This is a genomic window from Mycobacterium sp., assembly GCF_035653355.1.
GTDB lineage: Bacteria > Actinomycetota > Actinomycetes > Mycobacteriales > Mycobacteriaceae > Mycobacterium.
Genome location: NZ_DASRBZ010000061.1, coordinates 1 through 2,858, shown reverse-complemented (window position 1 = coordinate 2,858; position 2,858 = coordinate 1). Strand labels below are relative to the sequence as shown.

2 protein-coding genes are annotated in these 2,858 nt (G+C 64.7%); both read left to right on the top strand.

What is annotated here, in order from left to right; genetic code table 11:
* Window positions 1-2,270, top strand: a 2,270-nt coding sequence (locus VFA16_RS02015) for a hypothetical protein (protein WP_324966212.1), incomplete at its 5' end; no start/stop codon positions are given.
* A partial coding sequence (locus tag VFA16_RS02010; protein WP_324966211.1) for a hypothetical protein occupies window positions 2,237-2,858 on the top strand: 622 nt, incomplete at its 3' end. The genes VFA16_RS02015 and VFA16_RS02010, both read left to right, overlap by 34 nt.

Below are 2,858 nucleotides of genomic sequence, written 5' to 3'. Positions count from 1 at the left end.
ACCTCGACAACAACCCCGTGCCGGCCACCGGCTGCTCCAACACGCCGCTGACTCAAACATGGACCTACTCGACGGACAACTTGCAGACGTCGGCCACGGACGCTGGGGGGAATGTGACGAGCTGGACCCGCGACCAGGTGGGCAACGCCACCCAGGTCCTGTCGCCCTCGGCCAACGCCGGCGACGCCAACAACAGCAGCAGGACCCCCACGGTCAACACCTACACCGTCGACAACCTGCTGGCGAGCACGACCGTGCCCGTCTCCCCCGACGGCAGCCAGCTCCGCCAGACGACCTACACCTACACGCCGTTCGGCTCCAAGTCGTCCCAGACGGTCAACATGGTGAATGCTTCCGGCACGGTCATCGCCGCGGGGGGCACGCAGAGCTACGCCTATTACCCGGACGAGCGCGTCTCCACCACCACGGGCCGCAACAACGAGACCGTGACCGACCAGTACGACGGCGCCGGCCAGCCCACCTCGATCGCCTACGGCGGCACGGGCGTCACCGCCAACACGGTGACGGCCTCCTACTACCTCGATGAGCGGCCCATCAGCGTCGGCGAGGGGATCCCCGGCGTATCAGGAGCGGGATACACCTACTCCTACGACGGGGCCGGTGCGCTCGCCTACCGCAAGACGACGGGCTATGCGGCGCACACCATCACGTACACCCGCAATGACGGCAGTGTCGTTACCGGTGCCACAGACGGCACCCTCGGCTCCTGGTCATGGACGTATGACGCCGACGGGCGACCCACCCTCCAGACCAACCCGAACAACACGCACACCGGATATGGCTGGGGCTCGGACGGCACCATCCAGAACCTCACTCCCTACGACACCGGCTACTCGGGCAACTCGTACAACTGGACGTACGACAGCCTGTACCGGCTGGTCAGCGCCTTCTACTCCGCGGCGGAGCCTTTCACCGGCTCGGTCTTCAACGTCAACGACAGCTACACCTACGACAGCGCCGGCCGGATCACCAAATACGTGCATGGTTTGAACTCGTACTCCGCCGGCGCCGACACGCTGACCTTCAACGGCACCTATGATCACGATGGCAACCGCCTCACCTGGGGTTCCACGGTGAGCAGTGCGGATTCCCAGCAGACCGCGACGTACAACGCCGACAACAGCATCCGCACGCAGACGATCGGCATCACCCAGAGCAACGGCGGTGGCACCGAGACGGCCACCTACACCTATTCGCCCTCCGGTGACACCCTCTACGACGGCTGTCGCAACATGGCCTACGACGGCTTCGACCAGATGACCTCGTCGGCGCCCTCGTCCGGCAACCAGTGCGGCGCCAACCCCGCTGAGAGCGTGACCTTCTACGCGGATGGCCTTCACCGGCAGATCGGCATGTCGCAGGCGCCATACACGGGAGGCGGACCCTCCAACTCGACGGGACTCTTTACCGCCATCTACCACGACGGGCTCAGCAACAACCTGTCGATGGAGCAAGAGCAGTGGCTGCCGCAGACGGCCAACCGCGAGGAGTACTACGCGCTTGCTCCCGATGGCACCGCGCTTGCAGATATGTTCGGGGCAATGTCTGGAGGCTTGGGCAAAGCCGAGTACATCGCCTACGACCAGCACCGCAATCCCATCCGAATCACCAACTCGGCAGGGAACGTCCTCGCCGACCCCCTGACCGACCCGTTCGGCGCTCCCCTGAACGACCAGCCCGTGACCGGTCCCACCCCGGAGCAGCGCAGCACGGAAGCCGGCGACATCGGTTTCAAGGGATTCGGCTACGACAAGGTGACCCAAAAGCAGCATCTTGGCTTCCGGGACTACCAGCCCCGAAACGGTTCCTTTGCGCAGCCCGACATGGGGGTAGACGATCCCTCTGGGAGGCTGGACAGAGGGCTCGCCAACGATGGGGCTGGACTCGGCAATGGACGCCTGTACGCCAGTGGCGATCCGGTGAACCTCTGGGATCCGACCGGGCACGTGGGAGAGTGCAACCTGGGGCCTGACTGTCCCGAAATGCAGGCCACGCCGGAGGATGCGAACAACCCCAACGGCGGCACCATCGCATCGGCTATCGCTGCCAGCACATTCCGGGTTACACGGGCGCGCCATCTCAGCAGGCGTACGGCAGTGCTCCCCACCACTCAGTGCCTCACGCCAAGATGCCCGACGAGACTCCGGCCCCCTCCCCGGGGCCCGTTCCGGACACCAATGCAGCGATTGCGTTGTCGCCGAGTCAGCGGCATGCCTTGGCTGATAACTCTCCCGGCCCCTTTACCCTGAGCTACGACGTTGCGACGGAGGTCTGCTCGAACACAGAACTCCCCGCGGCCTTCCTCGGCTGGCGGGACCAGTGCACTCTTGTTGATCCGAACTATGCGACCGACGCTCAGCTCTTTATGCTGCGTCTATGCGCCCACAGTGCGTTTTGCCACTTGGGGCAAAACGTCGGCTACACGGTGGCTGCGAACGACGACCAAGTGGTGTCTCTGTGCGTGAGCAACTGTGACGTGCTGGCCCAAGAAGCCGCCGCACTCGCGAACAACGCCAGCCATGGAGAGGCACTCAACGATGCGTTGATGGGCCTTCCAGGAGTAGCGGGTGCGAGCGGAGCCGCAGGGGATCTGGGCGACGCTGTCGTCGGGGGAGAGTCATTGACCGCGGAGGCCGCTGGCGATGGCATCACCATTACGGATTGGTCGGCCTATCCGGCGCTTGTCCCGAAGCCCACGGGCCCCTTCACCTTGGTGAGTGGAGAGGCATACGCAGCTGCCCGAGCCCAAGCCAACGCGGTGAACCGCCTCATACGAAAGGAGGCGGCCGGAGGACTCGATGGTCTTCAGATTCATGAGATCCACCCCGTGAAGTGGG